Origin of the sequence: Streptomyces sp. NPDC102451, assembly GCF_044765485.1 — a bacterium.
Lineage (GTDB): Bacteria > Actinomycetota > Actinomycetes > Streptomycetales > Streptomycetaceae > Streptomyces.
This window is the reverse complement of the sequence record NZ_JBIWKD010000011.1, coordinates 118,020-135,076: the sequence shown is the minus strand read 5'-3', so window position 1 is coordinate 135,076 and position 17,057 is coordinate 118,020. Positions and strand designations below refer to the sequence as shown.

Genomic DNA, 17,057 nt, shown 5'->3' with positions numbered 1-17,057 from the left:
TCGTGACCACGTCGACGACGGCGGTACTGCGCTCGGAATGGATCAAGATCAGATCGGTGCGATCCGTATCGATCTCACTGATGGCGATATTCGCCGCCACGCTTGCCGTCACGGTGCTCGCGTTCGCCACCGTGGGTCAGGCGGAGGCGGACAGCCCGGACTACGAACCCCTGTTCTCCGCCTTCTACGCGCTGAACTTCGGTCAGATCGCAGCCATCAGCTTCGGGGCGACTGCTCTGTCCTCGGAGTTCCTGAACGGCGCGCTGCGGATATCCCTCTCTGCCGTCCCCCGACGCGGACTCCTCTACGCCGCGAAGATGTCGGTCGTGGGCGGACTCGCCCTCGCCATGGGGGTGATCACCGGCTTCGCCACCTTCCTGGTGGGGCAGATGTTCATGGGGGAGTACGCGATCGGCCTGGGGGACCCCGGCGCGCTCCGTGCCTCGTTCGGCGGCGGTGTCTATCTCGCGCTCATCGCCCTGTTCGCCGCAGGCCTGACGGCGGTGCTGCGCAGCGCCGTCGCCGTGCTCAGCACGCTCATCCCCCTCTTGCTGATCGTCTCCTTCGTCGTCGGAGACATCGCTGGAGACATCGCCCGGTATCTGCCCGACCAAGCAGGCCAATTGGTGCTGCACCAGAATCCGGACGGGGGCCTCGGTCCGTGGACGGGTCTGGCGGTGACCGCCGCGTGGGCCGGTGCCGCCCTGCTCGCCGGCTGGTGGACCCTCCGGACGAGAGACGCCTGAGCACGGTGAAGGCCCGCCGGAACGGCATGTGTCAGTGCGGAGCGGTTTACTGACGGTATGACCACCGCACATCACCTCCGCCTCATCGACGGGATGCGTACCGAGGACTTCCCCTTGGAGCGCGTTCCGTCGGGCTCGGGAATCAGCGGACCTGGCTACCACACAGCGCTCCTCCTCGGCGAGGACGACCACGAGGACGGAGACGAGGCGGACCGCATCGAACGCCGTGCGCAACGCCTTGCGGAACACGACGCGTTGCTCGCGCTGCTCACCCTGCGCTGGGGCGAACCGCAGATGGTCAGCCTGTGGAGCGCACAGGAACGGATGATGGCGGGGGAGGTGATCGCCGAACCATGGGCCGACCCGGTCGCGAGCTGTGAGCATCTTCAGCTCTGGCGGGCGGATGACCGGTGGATAGCTGTCGTGCTCTATCTGGAGGAGGACGGTCCGGGCTGCGAGTTGGGCGTGGTGGTCACCGTGGTCGACCCACCCTGATCCTGTCCGGGGGCGTTCCGGTCGACTGCCGCCAGCAGGCGGCCGTACTCCTCGGCCATGGTGCTCACGGTCCAGTGCGCGTTCAGGCCACTCGGGTTGGGCAGCGCCCAGACGCGGGCGCCGCCGATGGTCCTCTCCTGGGGGCCTATCCGGGCGCGGCGGTCACCGAAGGCCGTGCGATAGGCGGTGACCCCGACTACAGCCAGCCACAGCGGGCCCAGCTCCTCCACCTTGGCCGACAGCACTCTTCCGCCCTCGCGGAACTCCTCCGCGTCCAGCTCGTCCGCCCGTGCCGTCGCTCTGGCCACCACGTTGGTGATGCCCAGGCCGTATCCCGGAAGCTGATCCTGTTCCGACGGTTTCAGCTGACGCGGAGTGAAGCCCGACCGGTGCAGCACCGGCCAGAACCGGTTGCCGGGATGGGCGAAATGGTGCCCCGTGACGGCCGTCATGAGGCTCGGGTTGATTCCGCAGAACAGCACACGCAGACCGCCCGCGACCACGTCGGGTACGACGCGATCGCGGGCGGCCAGTAGCTCGTCGGGTGTCATCCGGCAGGGGAGCCCGCCGTCAGAGGATGGAGCCGGGGGCGTACGCCGCGGCCTCCGGGTGCTGCTTGGCGATCTCCTCGATCCTGGACACCAGTACGGCGATCTGATCGCCTGCCGCACCGGTGAACGAGAGCTTGTCCGCCATCAGGGCGTCGAGCTCACCGCGGTCGAGCGGGATGCGCTCGTCGGCGGCCAGCTTGTCCAGCAGCTCGTTGCGCTCGGCGCCCTGCTCCCGCATGGCGAGTGCCGAGGCGACCGCGTTCTCCTTGATGGCCTCGTGCGCGACCTCGCGGCCGACCCCGGCCCGTACCGCGCCCATCAGCACCTTGGTCGTGGCGAGGAAGGGGAGGTAGCGGTCCAGCTCACGCGCCACGACTGCGGGGAACGCGCCGAACTCGTCGAGCACGGTGAGGAAGGTCTCCAGCAGACCGTCGAACGCGAAGAAGGCGTCCGGCAGCGCGACCCGGCGGACCACGGAGCAGGACACATCGCCCTCGTTCCACTGGTCACCCGCCAGCTCGCCCGTCATCGACGCATAGCCGCGCAGGATCACCATCAGGCCGTTCACCCGCTCGCAGGAGCGCGTGTTCATCTTGTGCGGCATGGCGGACGAGCCGACCTGGCCCGGCTTGAAGCCCTCGGTCACCAGCTCGTGTCCGGCCATCAGCCGGATCGTCTTGGCGACCGACGACGGTGCGGCGGCCAGCTGCACCAGCGCGGTGACCACGTCGTAGTCGAGCGAACGGGGATAGACCTGGCCGACGGAGGTGAAGGCGTGCGCGAAGCCGAGGTGCGTGGCGACACGCTGCTCCAGGTCCGCGAGCTTGTCCGCGTCGCCGCCGAGCAGGTCCAGCATGTCCTGCGCCGTGCCGACGGGGCCCTTGATGCCGCGCAGCGGGTAGCGGCCCAGCAGGTCCTCCAGCCGCCCGTACGCCACCAGCAGCTCGTCCGCGGCCGTGGCGAAGCGCTTGCCCAGCGTCGTCGCCTGCGCGGCGACGTTGTGCGAACGGCCCGCCATGACCAGCTCGCCGTACTCCGCGGACAGCTTGCCCAGCCGCGCCAGAACCGCCACCGTACGGTCGCGCATCAGCTCCAGCGAGAGCCGGATCTGCAGCTGTTCGACGTTCTCGGTGAGGTCCCGGGACGTCATGCCCTTGTGGACCTGCTCATGGCCGGCGAGGGCGTTGAACTCCTCGATCCGGGCCTTCACATCGTGCCGGGTGACCTTCTCACGCTCGGCGATCGAGGCGAGGTCGACCTGGTCGATCACACGCTCGTAGTCGGCCGGCGCAGCGTCGGGTACCTCGATCCCGAGGTCCTTCTGAGCGCGCAGCACCGCCAGCCACAGCTGACGTTCCAGCTTCACCTTCTGCTCGGGGGACCAGAGGACGGCCAGCTCCGTAGAGGCATAGCGGCCGGCCAGGACATTGGGGATGCGAGGCTTCGCAGACACAGCAGTCACGTGTCCCGAGTTTACCGGGCGTCCATACAGGTTCCGAACCGTCTCCCTATGTAGGAAGCTCCAGGTCAGAGGTGAATCGTCGCTTACGCCGCAACAGGTCCGTGCCGCCGCCCCGTGGGGCCCTTCCCCACGTCGTCCGCCTGCCTGAGGTCATGGGTGGCGACGCCTGCGCCCCGCGGTCCTCACCGCTTCGCGGCCACGAAGCCCCACTGGTCCACGGGGTCCCCGGTAGTGGGTTCCTCGGGGCGCCACAGGCTGATCGACCCGAACCCCGGTTCGACGAGATCGAGCCCGTCCGCGAAGGAGCGCACGATCTGCCGGGGGCGCGAGATGTAGGGCATGGCGCCGCCACTGGCGTACTCGTCGGAGGCCGCCAGGGTCTCCTCTGTCTCGATGGTGTCGCACAACATCAGGTAGCTCCCGGCGGGGACCGCGTCGAGGTAGCCGCGCAGCAGGGCGGCGGCCTCACCGTCGTCGGCGACATGCCCCAGGGTGGAGAGCACCATCAGTGCCACCGGCCGTTCGAGGTCCAGCGTGGTGGCGGCCGCCCGGAGCACGGTCCCGGTGTCCCGCAGATCCGCGTGCACGTAGTCCGTTGCGCCTTCGGGGCTGCTGGTCAGCAGGGCACGGGCATGGGCCAGCACGATCGGGTCGTGGTCCACGTAGACGACGCGGGCCGTGGGTGCGACGGCCTGCGCGACCTCATGGGTCGCGTTCGCGGTGGGCAGGCCGGTACCGAGATCGAGGAACTGCCGGATCCCGGCCTCCCCGGCCAGATGGCGGACCGCCCTGGCCTGGAAGTGCCGGGAGGCGCGGGCGATATCGATGATCTGCGGGTAGAGCTCCGCCATCGTCGCGCCCAGCCGACGGTCCGCCTCGTAGTTGTCCCTGCTGCCCAGCCAGTAGTTCCAGACCCGCGCGGAGTGCGGCGCGCTGGTGTCGATCACGTCCGCCGGTTCGTGGATGTCCGGTACGCCGCTCATGGGTTCTCCCCGCTCCGGTGCCCAGGGAGTCCCTGCGCGGTGGACACCCATGCTGTCCCACCGGCCCCGCGCCCGACAGTGGCAACTGCGCCAACTCGGCGGCGCGAGAACTGTGCCGCCCGGCCGACGCGAGTCGCCCGGCCGACGCCATCCGGTCAGCTCGCGTCGGCCGGCCGGTCAGCCGTCCAGCCGACGCCAGCCGGTCACCGGCCCGGGCGTTGCCGCGTCCTCCGGCGTGATCCAGAACGCCTTCCCCAGCCCGGCGTCGAACTGGGCGCCGGCCCGGCCGTCCCCGGACGAACGCCCGGTCAGGCGCCGTCCGATCCAGGGAATCAGATGCTGCCGGGCGAACCGGACGTCGTCGACACGCCGCTGCGCCCAGCGCGCGGGTGCGGACTCCGGCATCGGGACCCGCCAGTCGGTCTCCGCGGGCAGCCCCAGCGTCTGCCAGACCGCCTCCGCGACCCTGCGGTGCCCCTCGGCCGTCAGATGCAGCCGGTCCACGTCCCACATCCGAGGGTCTCCCAGCGACGCCGCTCCGTACAGGTCGGCCACCAGCGCGCCATGCCGCTCGGCCAGATCGCCGATCAGCTCGAACAGCTCCTCCATGCGAGGGCGGAAACGTTCCATCACAGGCCCGTTCCGGCCCGGGCTGCGCATCAGGACCAAGGTCTTGCACGACGGCGCGAGACGCTCCACGGCCTCCTCCAGCCGACCGCGGACCATGCCCATGTCGCACTTCGGCCGCAGGGTGTCGTTGAGCCCGCCGACGAGCGTGATCACATCCGGCTGGAGCGCGGCGGCGACCCCCACCTGCTCGTCCACGATCTGGCCGATGAGCTTTCCCCGTACGGCGAGATTGGCGTACCGGAATGCGGGTGTACGGGCCGCGAGGCGGGCGGCGAGCACATCGGCCCAGCCGCGGTAGGACCCGTCGGGCAGCAGGTCCGACATGCCCTCGGTGAACGAGTCGCCGACCGCGACAAAACTGGTGTAGGAGGCATTCAATTCCATGGCGATGCCGATCGTACCGCGAAGGAGGGGCGCGGCTCCCGGCCGCGCCCCTCCTTTGAACCGTCACCGGAATCGGGCGTCAGCGGACCTGGGGCCGGCCCACGAGTTCACGCAGGACGTCCTCCATCGTGATCATGCCCGCCAGCCGGCCGTCCTCGTCGAGTACGGCCGCCAGATGCGTACGGCTCCGCCGCAGCGCGGTCAGCACATCGTCCAGCGGTGTCGCCGCGCGCACCCGGGCGATCGGCCGCAGAGCCGTCACCGGGAACGGCACGTCGCGAGGCATGGCGTCCAGGGCGTCCTTCACATGGAGGTACCCGATGATGCGCTGCTCGCTGTCCATCACCGGGAAGCGCGAGAAGCCGGACTCGTGCGAGAGCCGCTCCAGCTCCTCCGGCGTCGTACCGACCCTGGTGTACAGCACCCGGTCGACCGGAAGGAGCACGTCCCGGACCGGGCGGCGGCCCAGCTCCAGCGCGTGGCGCAGACGCTCCGCCGAACGGTCGTCGACGAGCCCCGAGTCCTCGGCGTCCTTGACGAGGCGTGCCAGTTCGTCGTCGGAGAAGGTCGCGGAGACCTCGTCCTTGGTCTCCACCCGCAGCAGTCTGAGCAGCGCGTTGGCGAAGGCGTTGATCGCGAAGATCACCGGCTTCAGTGCCCTGGCGAGCGTCACCAGGGGTGGCCCCAGCAGCAGCGCGGTGCGGGCGGGCTCGGCCAGCGCGATGTTCTTCGGCACCATCTCGCCCAGCAGCATGTGCAGGTACGTCGCCACGGTCAGGGCGATGACGAAGGAGATCGGGTGCACCAGTCCGTGCGGCACCCCCACCGCGTCGAAGACGGGCTCCAGCAGATGGGCGATGGCGGGCTCGGCGACGATACCCAGCACCAGCGTGCAGAGCGTGATGCCCAGCTGCGCCGCCGCGAGGAGCGCCGAGACGTGTTCGAGGCCCCAGATGACGCTGCGGGCCCGCCGGTTCCCGGCTTCGGCCTCGGGCTCGATCTGACTGCGGCGTACGGAGATCAGCGCGAACTCCGCGCCGACGAAGAAGGCGTTGACGACCAGGGTCAGCAGGCCGATGAAGAGCTGGACGGCGATCATCGTTCGTCCTCCGCCGGCTCGTCGCTGCCGGGAAGCGGCGCGTGCAGCAGCGCACGCGCGGCCCGGTGCCCCGAGGCGTCCACCACGTCGATGCGCCACCCCGTGAGCTCGACGGTGTCGCCGACCACCGGAATGCGGCCGACCTCCGTGGCGATCAGACCGGCCAGCGTCTCGTACGGCCCGTCCGGCACCCGCAGTCCGATGGTGCGGAGCTGGTCCGTGCGGGCCGCCCCGTCGGCGGACCACAGGGTGCGCCCGTCCGCGTCCTCGCCCGCCGCTGCCAGGTCGGGGGTCTCGTGCGGGTCGTGCTCGTCCCGCACCTCGCCGACGACTTCCTCCACGATGTCCTCCAGCGTCACGACTCCCGCCGTGCCGCCGTACTCGTCGATGACGACGGCCATGGCCAGCTTCCCGGAGAGCCTGTCCAGCAGGCGGTCCACGGTCAGCGTCTCCGGCACGAGCAGCGGCTCGCGCAGCATGTCCGACACCCGCTTGCGGGGCCGCTGCTCCGCGGGAATCGCCAGCACGTCCTTGATGTGCGCGACGCCGACGACGGTGTCCAGGCTGCCCCGGTACACCGGGAACCGGGAGAGACCGGTCGCCCGCGTGGCGTTCGCGACGTCCTCGGCGGTCGCCTGCGCGTCGAGGGCGGTGACCTGGACGCGGGGGGTCATCACGTTCTCCGCGGTCAGTTCGGACAGGTTGAGGGTGCGTACGAAGAGCTCGGCGGTGTCCGCCTCGAGCGCGCCCTCCTTGGCGGAGTGGCGCGCCAGGGCGACCAGCTCCTGCGGGCTGCGCGCCGAGGCGAGTTCCTCGGCCGGCTCCAGACCGAAGCGGCGCACGATCCGGTTGGCGGTGTTGTTCAGGTGGCTGATGAAGGGCCGGAAGACCGCCGTGAAGGCGCGCTGCGGTGTGGCGACAGCGCGGGCCACGGTCAGGGGGGACGAGATCGCCCAGTTCTTCGGGACGAGCTCGCCGACCACCATCAGGACCACCGTGGACAGCGCGGTACCGATCACGAGTGCCAGTGAGGAGGACACGCCGGGCGACAGCCCGGTCGCTTCCACCGGGCCCCGGATCAGTTTGGAGATGGACGGCTCGGAGAGCATGCCCACGACCAGGTTGGTGACGGTGATCCCGAGCTGTGCGCCGGAGAGCTGGTAGGTGAGGCTGCGTACGGCCTTGAGAGCTCCCGCCGCACCCCGGTCCCCCCGCTCGACGGCCCGTTCGAGGTCGCCGCGCTCCACGGTGGTCAGAGAGAACTCGGCCGCGACGAACACACCACAGGCGAGGGCGAGCAGGAGCGCCACGAGGAGCAGGAGCACTTCGGTCATCGGTTCACCTCCGTCCCATGATCGGGCAGGGGCAGGAGGATCGCGCGATGTCGGCGGTATCGACTACTGGGGGGCTCGCCCATGGGCGGACGCTCACACCTTTCGAAAGGGTCGGACGGTCGAGGATCCATAGTAAAGGATCGGCAAAATACCCTGTGTGGTGGACGGTTCCGCGGATGCTCACGGGCTCCCGGCGGTCCCGGGGGCGGTCACAGGGTCTTGACCCAGCGCCGCCAGTGGTCCTCGCGATGGTAGCCAGCCGCGTCCCATGTGTGGTGGGCCCGCTCGTTGGACTCCAGGACCATGGCGTCGATCCGTCGGCCGCCGAGCGCGAGGAACCGCTGCTCCGCGGCGTCCAGCAGTGCGGTCGCGATGCCCTGCCGGCGGCAGTCGGGGTGTACGGCGAGCCGGTATGCCGAGCACCGCCATCCGTCGAAGCCGGCTATCACGGTGCCGGTGATCAGGCCGTCGCGTTCCGCCAGGATCAGGGCCTCGGGGTCCCGCGAGATCAGCCGGGCCACTCCGTCGTGGTCGTCGGTGATGCTGGTGCCTTCCGCGGCCCCGCGCCAGAAGCGCAGCACGGCGTCGACGTCGGAGAGGGTGGCGTTGCGGATGTCGAGATCGGTCATGGTCCGAGCCAACCAGAGCGTCCGGGTGTACGGCCAACCTCTTTCGCCCCGGTGCTCCCGCGTCGTTCCGCTCCCCTTGCGGGTGCTAGCGCACACGCGCTAGCGTGATGGCGTGCCCAAGACGCAGCTGAACGTTCGAGTGGACGAGGCCACCGCCGAGGCGGCGCGACAGCGCGCCCTGCAGCGGGGCATGAGTGTGAACCGCTACATAGAGGAGCTCGTCAAACGGGATGCGGGCGAGGTGGGACACACCTTCGTCGAGGCCGCGGCCGACTTCATGAAGCAGTACGAGTCGGTGTTCGCCGAGGAGTTCGGCCCGGAGCGCAAAGGCACCCGTTGAACCTGCAGATCGACCTTTCCTGGCTCCTCATGGTCGCCGAGCACAAGACGCCCGGTGATCCGCAGGTCGTCGACTGGGGTGCGCTCGTCGCCGCCGTCAGCCGGCACGAGGCGGAGATCTTCGGCAGCCCCGTCTACAGCGACCCGCACGCGCGGGCGGCCGCCCTGCTGCAGCTGCTCCTCCATGTGCCCGCACTGGAGCACTCCAACGCGATGTTCGCCTCCGCCGTGGCCTACGGCTATCTCGTCGCCTCCGGGCTGAAGGTCATCACCTCTCCCGAGCAGGTGCGCGATCTCGCCCGGCTGGTGAAGGAGGGCAAGGCCGACGTCCGGACCATCGCCGACGAGCTGCGCCGGTGGAGCCTGTGAGGGGCGGCCCTCAGCCGGCCTCCGCCGCGCGGTCCACCACGGCGGACCGGCGGGCCACCCCGAGCACACACGGGGAGCTCGGCAGCCGCACACCCCGGTCCGGGATGAGGAACCTGCGGTACACCCCCAGCTCGAAGCCGGCCTCCTCGATGGCCGCGAGCGTGTCCCGCGCGGTGTGACAGCCCCCGAAGAGCAGCGGCCACACGGTGCGGTCCGCGGCCCGCTGCGCCGTCGCCAGCACCCGGCCCGGAGCCAGCGTGTGCTCGAAGAAGCGCAGCTCACCGCCGGGCCGAAGCACCCGCTTGATCTCCGCCAGCGCCCGGGGCAGGTCCCGCACGGTGCACAGGACCAGTGAGGCCACCGCAGCGTCGAACGCCTCGCTCTTGACCGGCAGGGCCTCGGCCGTGCCCGGCACCACGTCGACCGGCACCTCCGCGCGCAGCCCCGCGCCGGCCGCCAGCTGCCGCAGACTGCGCTCGGGCTCGATCGCCACCACTTCGGACACGGCCCCCGGGTAGTGCGCGAAGTTGAGGCCGTTGCCCGCGCCGATCTCGATGACACGGCCGGAGAGACCGGTGAGGAGCTCGTCGCGACGGTCCGCCACACCCCCCTTGAGATCGGCCGCCACGCTCATCCGGGCGTAGAAGCGGGCGAAGACCGGGTGGTGCACCGCGTCCCGGGGGACAGGTGCGTTGCGCCGAAGCATGATCGGACCTCCTCGGAGGGCACGCGTGTATACGGCTCTCCTTGGATTCTCCCCCGTACGGCCCGGCTCAGCCGCTCATCCGGCGGGTCGATTCCCGCCGAGCTCCGGTGCCAGCCAGCCCGCCGCCCGAGCCCGGAATTCGGCCGGCTCCAGCGCACCCGCACCGGCCGGCACCGCGCCGAGCAGCGGGACGCCCGCGGCGACCGGAAGGTCGTCGACGTTGCACCGCGAGGCCAGGTCCGGATCGGCCGGCATGCTGCCCACCACCACGCCGGGACACGTCAGCCCGCGCGTACGCAGCGCCTCGGTCGTCAGCGCCGTGGCGTTGAGGGTGCCCAGGCCCGCGGGGGCCACCACCAGCACCGGCGCAGCCATCAGCCGGGCGGCGTCGGCGAGCGTGGCGCCCTGCTCGTCGTAGCGGACGAGCAGCCCTCCCGCGCCCTCGACCAGGACCAGGTCGTGCTCGGTCGCCAGCTTCTGGGCCGCCTCGGCGACCTCGTACGGGCGTACGGGTGCGAGACCGGCGCGGCGCGCCGCCGTCTCAGGTGCCAACGGTTCCGGGTAACGGGCCAGTTCGACCGCCGTCACATGGGCGCCGGCCAGCCGTGCCACCTCGGCGGCGTCTCCAGGCTCACCCGGCGCGAGACCCGTCTGGGCGGGCTTGAGGACCGCGACCCTGAGGTCACGGAAAGCGGCCGCCACCGCCGCGGTCACGATCGTCTTGCCGATCTCGGTGCCCGTACCGGTCACCACGAGGATCGTCATCTCAGCCCTCCTTCGCCGCGGCGCACACGGCCCGGCAGATCCGTGCCACATCGTCGTCCCCGGTCACGTACGGCGGCATCGTGTACACGAGATCGCGGAACGGGCGCAGCCACACGCCCTCGCGGACCGCGGCCCGGGTGGCGGCCTCCATGCCCACCTCGTGATCGAGCTGTACGACGCCGATCGCGCCCAGCACCCGGACGTCCCGTACACCCGGCAGACCGGCGGCCTCCGCCAGCCCCCGGCGCAGCCCCGCGCCGATCCGCTTCACCTCCAGCTCCCAGTCCTGGCCCAGCAGGAGATCCACGGAGGCGCAGGCCACCGCCGCGGCGAGCGGATTGCCCATGAACGTCGGCCCGTGCGCCAGCACCGGCACGTCCCCGCTCGAAATGCCCTCCGCCACCCGCGAGGTGCACAGCGTGGCCGCCAGCGTCAGATAGCCGCCGGTCAGAGCCTTGCCGACACACATGACGTCGGGTGACACCCCGGCGTGGCCGGCCGCGAACAACTGCCCGGTGCGGCCGAACCCCGTCGCGATCTCGTCGAACACCAGGAGCACGTCGTTCGCGTCGCACGCCTCGCGGAGCACCCGCAGATAGGCGGGGGAGTGGAAGCGCATCCCGCCCGCGCCCTGCACCACGGGCTCCACGATCACCGCCGCCAGCTCGTCGGCGTGGGCGGCCACCAGCTCGCGCAGATGCCGGGCGTACGCCTCGTCCGGCTCGGCGTCGAAGCCGTCCGGAGGGGCGTCCGCGAAGACCTGCCGGGGGAGCGACCCCGACCACAGCTCGTGCATTCCGCCCTCGGGGTCGCACACCGACATCGGATGCCAGGTGTCCCCGTGGTACCCGCCGCGCCAGGTCAGCAGCCTCTGCTTGGCGGGCCGTCCCGCCGAACGCCAGTACTGCAGGCACATCTTCACCGCGACCTCGACGGAGACGGACCCCGAGTCGGCGAGGAAGACATGCTGCAGCGGCTCCGGAGTGATCTCCACCAGCCGGGTCGCCAGCCGGACGGCGGGCTCGTGGGTGAGCCCACCGAACATCACATGGCTCATCCGGTCCAGCTGGCCGCGGGCGGCCTCGTTGAGCACCGGATGGTTGTAGCCGTGGACCGCCGACCACCAGGACGACATGCCGTCCACCAACTCGTCCTGGCCTTCGGCGGGTTCGGCGAGCCGGAGACGCACCCCGGACGCGGACTCCACGACCAGCGGCTGCTGCCGGCCCGGCATCGGGCCGTAGGGATGCCAGACGTGGGCCCGGTCCAGGGCGAGGAGATCGGCGGGGCGGAGCGGATCAGGCATTGGGCGCGAGGTCCGTCCCGGCACCGCGACGGCGGACCGCCACCAGATCCGTACGCGCCGACAGGGCCTCCGGCAACTCCGGAACGGCGTCCGGCGCCGCCTCGGGGGCATCGCCGCAGGGGCCGCAGGATCCCCCCTCGTGCGAACCGCAGCCGCCGCCCGCCGGGGCGCGGTGGCCGGGGAGCGTCGTGGTCTCCGCCCCCTCCACCTCGAAACCGGCGTCCTTGATCATGTCGAGGTCGGACTGGCCCGACTGGCCCTCGGTGGTCAGGTAGTCGCCCAGGAAGATCGAGTTCGCCAGGTTCAGGGCGAGTGGCTGCATCGAGCGCAGATGGACCTCGCGCCCGCCCGCGAGCCGCACCTCGACGTCCGGGCAGACGAACCGGACCATCGCCAGGATGCGCAGGCACCGCTGGGGAGTCAGGTGCCATTCCTTGGCGAGCGGTGTGCCCTCGATCGGGATCAGGAAGTTCACCGGCACCGAGTCCGGGTCCAGCTCGCGCAGCGAGAACACGACGTCGACCAGGTCGGCGTCGGTCTCCCCCATGCCCGCGATCAGCCCCGAGCACGCCGAGAGTCCGGCCGCCTGGGCCTGCTGCACGGTGTCCACCCGGTCGGCGTACGTGTGGGTGGTCGTGATCTCCCCGTACGTCCCCTCCGAGGTGTTGAGGTTGTGGTTGTACGCGTCGGCGCCCGCGGTCCTCAGCCGGTCGGCCTGGCCCTGCGAGAGCAGACCGAGGCACGCGCACACCTCGACGTCCTCGTGCTGCTCCTTGATCGCCTCGATCGTCTGCGACACCCGGTCGACGTCCCGGTCCGTCGGGCCCCGGCCGCTCGCCACCAGACAGACGCGCTTGGCGCCGCCGGCCACTCCGGCGGCGGCGGCCTTCGTCGCCTCGTCCGGTTTCAGCCAGGTGTACTTGAGGATCCCCGCCTTGGAACCGAGCCGCTGCGAACAGTACGAGCAGTCCTCGGGGCAGAGCCCGGACTTCAGGTTCACCAGATAGTTGAGCTTCACGCGCCGCCCGAACCATTGGCGGCGTACCTTTCCGGCCGCCGCCACCACGTCGAGCAGTTCGTCGTCGGAGGTCGCCAGCACGGCGAGCGCTTCGTCACGGGTCGGCAGTTCGCGCCGCAGCCCCTTGTCCACCAGCGTATTCAGCAGGTCCATGGCGTTGATCCTGACGTACGGCACCGCCTTCGGCCAAGGAGGAACCGGACAGTTAAGGCGGTCGATGCTGTGGGTATTGCCACACCCTGGCCTGTTGCGCACCCGGTTAGGGTCTGTGAGCTGCCTACAAAAAGGGACCCGCCCATGTCCTACGCCCCGTTCGACTGGATCGACGACGAGGCCCGGCGCCGCGCCGACGCCGGACTCGTCCGGACGCTGCGCCCCCGGCCCGCCGCGACGGAACTGCTGGACCTCGCGAGCAACGACTATCTGGGGCTGAGCCGCAACCCCGAGGTCACCGCCGCCGCCGCCGAGGCGGCACGGACCTGGGGCGCCGGTGCCACCGGCTCGCGGCTCGTCACCGGATCCACCGCGCTGCACGCCGAACTCGAGCGGGAGCTCGCCGACTTCTGCGGATTCGAAGCCGCCCTGGTGTTCTCGTCCGGCTACGCGGCCAACCTCGCCGCGCTCACGGCGCTCACCGGACACGACTCGCTGATCGTGTCCGACGCCGGCAACCACGCCTCGATCGTGGACGGCTGCCGGCTCTCCCGGGCCGCCACCGCCGTCGTGCCGCACGCGGACCCCGAGGCCGTGCGGAAAGCGCTCCACACCCACGACGGGCGGGCACTGGCCGTGACCGACTCCGTCTTCTCGGTCGACGGCGACGCCGCCCCGCTGACCGGGCTCGCCGAAGTCTGCCGCGAAGGGGGCGCCGCCCTCCTGGTGGACGACGCGCACGGACTGGGGGTCCTGGGCGAGGGAGGGCGCGGCGCGCTCGCGGCCGCCGGGCTGGCGGGCCGCGAGGGGATCGTCGCCACGCTCACCCTCTCCAAGTCGCTCGGCAGCCAGGGCGGTGCGGTGCTCGGTCCTGCCCGGGTCATCCGCCATCTGGTCAACACGGCCCGTACGTTCATCTTCGACACCGGGCTCGCGCCTGCGGCCGCAGGCGCGGCTCTGGGCGCCCTGCGCCTGCTGCGCCGCGAACCCGGCCGCGCGGCACGGGCCGGGGCGGTCGCCGCCGAGCTGTACGGCAGGCTCACCGCGGCCGGACTGACCGCGGTACGCCCCGACGCCGCCGTCGTGTCCGTCCGCGCGCCCTCGGCGGAGTCCGCGGTGCGCTGGGCCGCCGACTGCCGCACAGCGGGTCTCGCGGTGGGATGCTTCCGGCCGCCGTCGGTGCCGGACGGGATCTCCCGGCTGCGGCTGACCGCGCGTGCGGACCTGACCGAGGAACAGATCGCGACCGCCGTGAGCACGGTCCTCGCGACGGCGCCGCAGTCCGTCAGCCGACCGGACGGCCGGGCAGTGCGGTGACGAAGGACGTCCATGCCGCCGCGGAGAAGCGAAGCGGCGGCAGCACCGTGTCCTTGGAGTCCCGTACGGCGAGCTGACCGTCGTCGAGCAGCGCGGTCTCCACGCAGTTGTTCATTCCGGTGCTGCGGCTGCTGCGCCGCCACCTGGGTGCGGGCAGTGCGGGCAGTGCGGGCGGTGCGGGACGGTCGGACATCGTGCCCCCCTCGGGCAGTCTGAAGGTTCCGCCTGACCGCCGCGGGCCACCGCGGCGATGAGGTCCAGCGAGCGCTCCGGCGACAGCGCATGAGCCTGCATCGTGCGGAAGGCCGAGCTGTACGCCTCGAGGTCTTTTTTCCGCTCCAGATAGAGGTTACTCGTCAAATGGTCAAGAACGACCACATCCAGATCGGAAGTGTTCGGAAAGGAGAAGATAACGAAAGGCCCGGTGAGGCCGACATAGCTCCCGGCCTCGAACGGCAGTAACTGGAGCGTCACGTGCGGCAGTTGTGCCACCTGCGTCAGATGGCGCAGCTGTTCCGCCATGACCCGCGGGCCGCCGACCCCCCGCCGGAGCACCGCCTCGTCGAGTACGGCGCTGAGCCGCAGCGGCCTGGGTGCGTGGAGGACGCTCTGCCGGGCCAGCCTGACCTCCACCAGGGAATCGAGCTGTGCGGGCGGCAGTCCGTCCAGCGAGGACCGGGTCACCGCCCGCGCGTAGTCGGCGGTCTGGAGCAGGCCCGGGACCACCGAGGTCTCGAGCGTCCGGGCGGCGTCGGCCTGGGACTCCAGGCTGATGAAGTCGCGGTACTGGGGCGGAATGAGCCCGCGATAGGCGTGCCACCAGCCGCTTCCGCCTCCGCCGGCCGAGCCGGCGAGCGTCTGGAGCAGGGAGCGTAACCGGCCGTCGTCCACCCGGTAGGCGTCGAGCAGCCGGGTCACGTCACCGGGCGTCACGCCGCTCGCGCCCGTCTCGATCCTGCTGACCTTCGACTGGTGCCAGCCCAGCATCCCGGCGGCATCCCGGCTCGTGAGTCCCGAGGTCTGACGCAGGCTGCGCAGCTCCTCCCCGAGCTTGCGACGGCGTACCACTGGGCCGTTTCGCATCGCGGCCTCCTCCCGTTGTGCAGAGAGCCGCCCAGGCGGGTCCGGCTCGGAAAGGGGCCAGTGTGACGCCGGTGCACGGTTCGGTGGGCAGGGTTCACCGTAATGAGCGACAGATATATGCATATCTTGGTGGATCGCCGTCATGGGACGCGGCATCGGTGGCAGTCTGGCGCGAAGCACAATCCAGGCCGACCACCGGTCGGTCGGGCGGGAAAGGGACGGCGTCGCCATGGCAGACCATCAGGAAGCATCCGTCACCCTGCCGAGCGATCCGGCCTCGGTCTCCGCGGCCCGGAGACATGTGGCCCGGGTACTCACCGAATGGGGCCTCTCCGAGGACGGCGACACGGCCGAGGCCATCCGGTTGATCGTCTCGGAACTCGCCACCAACGCCGTCCAGCACACCTTCGGACAGTCACCCACTTTCACCGTGGACCTCCGTCTCGACCGGGACGTGGAGTTCTACCTCGGTGTGACGGACAGCCACCCCCGGTGGCCGCAGCGGCTGCCCGCCGCGGTCCGCCAGGACAACGGGCGCGGCATGGTGATCATCCGGGCCCTGACGAAGGAGCACGGCGGCCGGCTCGGTGTCATTCCCACCCCGGACGGCGGCAAGACCGTGTCGGTCGCTCTTCCCTGGCCGGTCCCCGCGCAGGCCTGACGCCGCCGGGCGTACCGGCCTCCGGCGGGGCGGGGCGCCCTCACCCGGAGGAGGCGCGCCCGAAGCCGTTGCGCAGCAGTGCTCTCAGTGTCGCCGCCGCCGGGGTGTCCCGGTCCCCCCGGTGCACCACGGAGATCGTCCGTCGGAAAGCGGCGGGTTCCAGCCGCCGGACGGCGACCGGCGCCGGGGACATCGCGGCCACCATCTCCGGCACCACCGCCACGCCGATCCCCGCACTGACCAGGGCGCACACCAGTGCGTAGCCGGGCGACTCGCACACCACGGCGGGGGTGGCCCCCGCCTCGGCCAGCGCGCGCTCCACCCCGCGCCGCGGCGGATGGCCGGGCGCGCTGCTGATCAGCGGGCGGCCCGCGAGTTCGGCCACGGGCAGCGGGCCGCTGCCCTCGGACAGCATCTGCCCGAGCGCGGTGACCAGCACCAGCTCCTCGACGAGCAGTGGCTCGGCCGACAGCCCGGCCGGCAGCGGCTGGGGGGCCGCGGGTTCGTACGCATGGGTCAGCGCCAGGTCCACGTCACCCGCCGCCACCGCGGCGACCCCGGCGGGCGGCTCGTAGTCCGTGACGGCCAGCTCCACATCGGGGTGGGCCCGTCGGAACGCGGTGAGCACGGGCGGCAGCAGATGGATCCCGGCCGTCACGAACGTGCCGACCCGCAGCCGGCCGCCGGACAGCCCCGCGAGTCCGGCCAGCTCGTGCCGTGCCTGGTCCATCTCGTCCAGTACGCGTCTGGCCCGCCCCGCCAGCAGCTCACCGGCCGCCGTCAGTCGCGCCCCGCGGTGGTGGCGGACGAGGAGGGCGGCTCCCGCCTCCCTCTCCAGCTTGGCCAGCTGCTGGGAGAGCGCGGGCGCGGTGTAACCCAGCCGCGCTGCCGCGCGCGTGATCGAGCCGGCCTCGGAGACCGCCACCAGCGCGGCCAGCCGTGTCGGGTCGTACATTAAGCGTTCCTTTTGGCAGACCCAGAAGATTGCAAGTACATGCTAAAGGGCCTGAGCGGTCAGGGTGGACCC

20 protein-coding genes are annotated in these 17,057 nt (G+C 71.3%); 6 read left to right on the top strand and 14 right to left on the bottom strand.

Translation table 11 applies throughout. From position 1 onward, the window contains the following. The first annotated feature begins 2 nt into the window (after nt 1–2). Nucleotides 3–746: an ABC transporter permease gene (locus tag ACIRD8_RS24050; protein WP_403995338.1), complete on the top strand. Its 744-nt coding sequence runs from the start codon at nt 3–5 to the stop codon at nt 744–746. 57 nt (nt 747–803) lie between these two features. Further along, a complete protein-coding gene (locus tag ACIRD8_RS24045; RefSeq protein ID WP_403995084.1) occupies nt 804–1,241 on the top strand; it encodes a hypothetical protein in 438 nt (145 codons plus the stop codon). On the opposite strand, the gene mug is transcribed toward ACIRD8_RS24045, so the two are convergent. The 7 genes from mug to ACIRD8_RS24010 form a co-directional block, all read right to left on the bottom strand. Then, complete coding sequence (mug, locus tag ACIRD8_RS24040) at nt 1,175–1,792, bottom strand: G/U mismatch-specific DNA glycosylase (RefSeq protein WP_403995081.1); 618 nt, start codon at nt 1,790–1,792, stop codon at nt 1,175–1,177. The genes ACIRD8_RS24045 and mug overlap by 67 nt on opposite strands. 19 nt (nt 1,793–1,811) lie before the next feature. Beyond that, on the bottom strand, nt 1,812–3,254 hold the full coding sequence (gene purB, locus ACIRD8_RS24035) for an adenylosuccinate lyase (RefSeq protein WP_403995078.1): 1,443 nt from the start codon (nt 3,252–3,254) through the stop codon (nt 1,812–1,814). Between the two features lie 182 nt (nt 3,255–3,436). Continuing rightward, nucleotides 3,437–4,237, bottom strand: a complete 801-nt coding sequence (locus tag ACIRD8_RS24030) for an SAM-dependent methyltransferase (protein WP_403995075.1) — start codon at nt 4,235–4,237, stop codon at nt 3,437–3,439. A gap of 177 nt (nt 4,238–4,414) precedes the next feature. Next, entirely contained in the window at nt 4,415–5,251 is an 837-nt protein-coding gene (locus ACIRD8_RS24025; RefSeq protein WP_403995072.1) for an SGNH/GDSL hydrolase family protein, read from the bottom strand. 79 nt (nt 5,252–5,330) lie between these two features. Then, nucleotides 5,331–6,350 (bottom strand): hemolysin family protein, encoded by a 1,020-nt coding sequence (locus tag ACIRD8_RS24020; protein WP_403995070.1) that lies wholly within the window; start codon nt 6,348–6,350, stop codon nt 5,331–5,333. Beyond that, nucleotides 6,347–7,684 carry a hemolysin family protein gene (locus ACIRD8_RS24015; protein WP_403995068.1) on the bottom strand — a complete coding sequence of 446 codons (1,338 nt, stop codon included), beginning with the start codon at nt 7,682–7,684 and terminating at the stop codon, nt 6,347–6,349. Before ACIRD8_RS24015 ends, ACIRD8_RS24020 begins: the two co-directional genes overlap by 4 nt. Nucleotides 7,685–7,893: 209 nt before the next feature. Then, entirely contained in the window at nt 7,894–8,313 is a 420-nt protein-coding gene (locus ACIRD8_RS24010; protein WP_403995066.1) for a GNAT family N-acetyltransferase, read from the bottom strand. Between the two features lie 112 nt (nt 8,314–8,425). Here ACIRD8_RS24010 and ACIRD8_RS24005 point away from each other — a divergent pair, with 112 nt between their 5' ends. Both ACIRD8_RS24005 and ACIRD8_RS24000 read left to right on the top strand, forming a co-directional pair. Next, nucleotides 8,426–8,653, top strand: coding sequence for an antitoxin (locus ACIRD8_RS24005; RefSeq protein WP_099172088.1), 228 nt, complete (start codon nt 8,426–8,428; stop codon nt 8,651–8,653). After that, nucleotides 8,650–9,021 carry a fic family toxin-antitoxin system, toxin component gene (locus tag ACIRD8_RS24000; protein WP_403995064.1) on the top strand — a complete coding sequence of 124 codons (372 nt, stop codon included), beginning with the start codon at nt 8,650–8,652 and terminating at the stop codon, nt 9,019–9,021. Before ACIRD8_RS24005 ends, ACIRD8_RS24000 begins: the two co-directional genes overlap by 4 nt. Nucleotides 9,022–9,031: 10 nt before the next feature. On the opposite strand, the gene ACIRD8_RS23995 is transcribed toward ACIRD8_RS24000, so the two are convergent. The 4 genes from ACIRD8_RS23995 to bioB all read right to left on the bottom strand — a co-directional run bounded on the left by ACIRD8_RS23995 (nt 9,032) and on the right by bioB (nt 12,969). Next, entirely contained in the window at nt 9,032–9,727 is a 696-nt protein-coding gene (locus ACIRD8_RS23995) for a class I SAM-dependent methyltransferase (protein WP_403995061.1), read from the bottom strand. A 75-nt stretch (nt 9,728–9,802) separates the two neighbouring features. Beyond that, complete coding sequence (gene bioD, locus ACIRD8_RS23990) at nt 9,803–10,492, bottom strand: dethiobiotin synthase (protein WP_403995059.1); 690 nt, start codon at nt 10,490–10,492, stop codon at nt 9,803–9,805. Nucleotide 10,493: 1 nt separating this feature from the next. Next, complete coding sequence (locus ACIRD8_RS23985) at nt 10,494–11,798, bottom strand: adenosylmethionine--8-amino-7-oxononanoate transaminase (RefSeq protein ID WP_403995056.1); 1,305 nt, start codon at nt 11,796–11,798, stop codon at nt 10,494–10,496. Continuing rightward, a complete protein-coding gene (bioB, locus tag ACIRD8_RS23980; protein ID WP_403995053.1) occupies nt 11,791–12,969 on the bottom strand; it encodes a biotin synthase BioB in 1,179 nt (392 codons plus the stop codon). Before bioB ends, ACIRD8_RS23985 begins: the two co-directional genes overlap by 8 nt. Before the next feature lie 144 nt (nt 12,970–13,113). Between bioB and ACIRD8_RS23975 the strand changes: the two genes are divergently transcribed. Continuing rightward, complete coding sequence (locus tag ACIRD8_RS23975) at nt 13,114–14,286, top strand: 8-amino-7-oxononanoate synthase (protein WP_403995050.1); 1,173 nt, start codon at nt 13,114–13,116, stop codon at nt 14,284–14,286. Here the strand turns inward: ACIRD8_RS23975 and ACIRD8_RS23970 are convergent. Both ACIRD8_RS23970 and ACIRD8_RS23965 read right to left on the bottom strand, forming a co-directional pair. After that, nucleotides 14,255–14,479 (bottom strand): DUF397 domain-containing protein, encoded by a 225-nt coding sequence (locus ACIRD8_RS23970; RefSeq protein WP_403995047.1) that lies wholly within the window; start codon nt 14,477–14,479, stop codon nt 14,255–14,257. The genes ACIRD8_RS23975 and ACIRD8_RS23970 overlap by 32 nt on opposite strands. Beyond that, nucleotides 14,398–15,369: a helix-turn-helix domain-containing protein gene (locus ACIRD8_RS23965; protein ID WP_403995044.1), complete on the bottom strand. Its 972-nt coding sequence runs from the start codon at nt 15,367–15,369 to the stop codon at nt 14,398–14,400. Before ACIRD8_RS23965 ends, ACIRD8_RS23970 begins: the two co-directional genes overlap by 82 nt. A gap of 229 nt (nt 15,370–15,598) precedes the next feature. On the opposite strand from ACIRD8_RS23965, the gene ACIRD8_RS23960 reads away from it, so the two are divergent. After that, entirely contained in the window at nt 15,599–16,030 is a 432-nt protein-coding gene (locus ACIRD8_RS23960) for an ATP-binding protein (protein WP_403995041.1), read from the top strand. 40 nt (nt 16,031–16,070) lie between these two features. Here ACIRD8_RS23960 and ACIRD8_RS23955 read toward each other — a convergent pair whose 3' ends face one another. After that, complete coding sequence (locus ACIRD8_RS23955) at nt 16,071–16,985, bottom strand: LysR family transcriptional regulator (protein ID WP_403995038.1); 915 nt, start codon at nt 16,983–16,985, stop codon at nt 16,071–16,073. Nucleotides 16,986–17,057 lie beyond the last annotated feature (72 nt).

Excerpts from the sequence above, each read along its gene's own strand:
- ACIRD8_RS24015 (WP_403995068.1), bottom strand. The coding sequence starts at position 7,684 with ATGACCGAAGTGCTCCTGCTCCTCGTGGCGCTCCTGCTCGCCCTCGCC.
- ACIRD8_RS23995 (WP_403995061.1), bottom strand. The coding sequence starts at position 9,727 with ATGCTTCGGCGCAACGCACCTGTCCCCCGGGACGCGGTGCACCACCCG.
- ACIRD8_RS23965 (WP_403995044.1), bottom strand. The coding sequence starts at position 15,369 with ATGCGAAACGGCCCAGTGGTACGCCGTCGCAAGCTCGGGGAGGAGCTG.
- mug (WP_403995081.1), bottom strand. The coding sequence starts at position 1,792 with ATGACACCCGACGAGCTACTGGCCGCCCGCGATCGCGTCGTACCCGAC.
- ACIRD8_RS24045 (WP_403995084.1), top strand. The coding sequence starts at position 804 with ATGACCACCGCACATCACCTCCGCCTCATCGACGGGATGCGTACCGAG.
- ACIRD8_RS23955 (WP_403995038.1), bottom strand. The coding sequence starts at position 16,985 with ATGTACGACCCGACACGGCTGGCCGCGCTGGTGGCGGTCTCCGAGGCC.
- ACIRD8_RS23985 (WP_403995056.1), bottom strand. The coding sequence starts at position 11,798 with ATGCCTGATCCGCTCCGCCCCGCCGATCTCCTCGCCCTGGACCGGGCC.
- ACIRD8_RS24030 (WP_403995075.1), bottom strand. The coding sequence starts at position 4,237 with ATGAGCGGCGTACCGGACATCCACGAACCGGCGGACGTGATCGACACC.
- ACIRD8_RS23970 (WP_403995047.1), bottom strand. The coding sequence starts at position 14,479 with ATGTCCGACCGTCCCGCACCGCCCGCACTGCCCGCACTGCCCGCACCC.
- ACIRD8_RS24025 (WP_403995072.1), bottom strand. The coding sequence starts at position 5,251 with ATGGAATTGAATGCCTCCTACACCAGTTTTGTCGCGGTCGGCGACTCG.
- ACIRD8_RS23975 (WP_403995050.1), top strand. The coding sequence starts at position 13,114 with ATGTCCTACGCCCCGTTCGACTGGATCGACGACGAGGCCCGGCGCCGC.
- ACIRD8_RS24010 (WP_403995066.1), bottom strand. The coding sequence starts at position 8,313 with ATGACCGATCTCGACATCCGCAACGCCACCCTCTCCGACGTCGACGCC.
- bioB (WP_403995053.1), bottom strand. The coding sequence starts at position 12,969 with ATGGACCTGCTGAATACGCTGGTGGACAAGGGGCTGCGGCGCGAACTG.
- bioD (WP_403995059.1), bottom strand. The coding sequence starts at position 10,492 with ATGACGATCCTCGTGGTGACCGGTACGGGCACCGAGATCGGCAAGACG.
- ACIRD8_RS23960 (WP_403995041.1), top strand. The coding sequence starts at position 15,599 with ATGGCAGACCATCAGGAAGCATCCGTCACCCTGCCGAGCGATCCGGCC.
- ACIRD8_RS24020 (WP_403995070.1), bottom strand. The coding sequence starts at position 6,350 with ATGATCGCCGTCCAGCTCTTCATCGGCCTGCTGACCCTGGTCGTCAAC.